This window comes from uncultured Campylobacter sp. (assembly GCF_938045225.1).
Taxonomy (GTDB): Bacteria; Campylobacterota; Campylobacteria; order Campylobacterales; family Campylobacteraceae; genus Campylobacter_A.
The window spans coordinates 1-1737 of sequence record NZ_CALINL010000232.1; the positions used below are offsets into that span (position 1 = coordinate 1).

1 protein-coding gene is annotated in these 1737 nt (G+C 46.6%); it reads left to right on the forward strand.

Going from position 1 to position 1737, the window contains the following annotated elements:
* Positions 1 to 40: 40 nt before the first annotated feature.
* Positions 41 to 1600 (forward strand): flavocytochrome c, encoded by a 1560-nt coding sequence (locus Q0200_RS08310; RefSeq protein ID WP_297940154.1) that lies wholly within the window; start codon positions 41 to 43, stop codon positions 1598 to 1600.
* Positions 1601 to 1737: the final 137 nt, after the last annotated feature.

Sequence of the window (1737 nt, forward strand, 5' to 3'; positions counted from 1 at the left end):
ATAATCTAGTTAGTGAATATCTTACTTCAAAGGAGAGAGCATGAAAAATTCAGGTTTATCTAGAAGAGATTTTGTGAAATTTAGCGCTATCGGAGCCACGGCACTTGGCATGGGCGCTACAAATTTAATGGCTAGCCCAATGAACGAAAAAGATGTCAAATGGGACGAGGAGTATGACGTAGTCATCATCGGCTCAGGCTTTGCAGCTCTTGCAGCTGGTGTGACATCAGCTAAAAAAGGCAACAAAGTCGTCTTGATCGAAAAGATGGGCCGCACAGGTGGCAACTCTGTCATCAACGGCGGTATCTTTGCCGTTCCAAATAGCGACATGCAAAAGAAAGCTGGCATCAAAGATAGCACCGAGCTATTTATCAAAGACTGCCTAAAAGCCGGCCGCGGACTAAACCACGTAGATCTCATCGACACCATCGCTACTCGCGCGCAAGACGCATATAAACTAACTCTAAAATGCGGCGCTAAATACATAGATAAAGTTACCCACGCAGGCGGACACAGCGTACCTAGATCGCTTCAAACAGCTAACGGCTCAGGCTCAGGTATCGTTCAACCGATGGTAGAATACTTTAAAAACCTACAAGGCTGCGAGCTAAGACAAAGAGCTAAATTTGACGAATTCGTCCTAGGCGAAGACGGCGGCGTAGACGGCGTGATCATCAGAGAGGATTATAAATTTGATCCAAAGAGCCAAAAAGACGACGCCGAAAACACTACAGGAACTAAAAAGACTATAAAAGCTAAAAAAGGCGTAGTACTAGCTGCGGGCGGATTTTGCCGCGACGTATTCTTTAGACAAGTGCAAGATCCATCTATATTGCCTACTACAGATAGCACCAACCATCCGGGCGCAACTGCAGGCGCTATGAAAGAGGCCTTCAGAATCGGCGCTACTCCAGTGCAGCTAAGCTGGATACAATTTGGTCCATGGGCATGCCCTGATGAAAAAGGCTTTGGCGTAGGCTCTATGTTTAACGTAAACGGAAGCTTCCGCTACGGAATTTCAGTAGATCCAAGAACCGGCAAACGCTATATGAACGAGCTAGCAGACCGCCGCACCCGCTCTCAAGCTATGTTTAAAGTAATCGACGCAAAAGCCGATATCTATCCGATCAACTTCTGCGACTCTGAGGGCGTAAAAAACATGGTTATACCTGAGCACTACACTAAACCGCTAGAATCTGGCGTACTAAAGAAATTTGAAACCCTAGACGAGCTAGCTGCGGCTTATAAAATCCCTGCCGCAGAGCTAAAAAAGACAGTCGAGAGATACAATAGCTTCGTTAAATCAGGTAAAGACGAAGACTTTGGCAAACCGATGGATAAAACCACTACAAACGGCGTAGATATCTCTAAACCGCCTTTCTACGCTATGCGCGGTACGCCAAAACTTCACCATACTATGGGCGGTATCGATATCAATACCAAAGCCCAGGTTATCTCTCTACAAACAGAGATGCCGATCCCAAGATTGTTTGCCGCAGGCGAGATCACCGGCGGCGTACACGGAGCTAGCCGCTTAGGTAGCGTGGCGATAGCTGACTGCTTAACGTTTGGTATGATAGCAGGTGAGAATATAGGCTAATTTTAGGCGTCTTTCGGACGCTTTTTGCGGAGCTTGCTAAAATTTTGCTTGGCAGACTAATTTTTGCTTCGCGTTGCTCGCAACTGCAAGCAGAAGTCTAGCCTGCGCAAAATTTTATCCGCGCAACCCCAAAAATC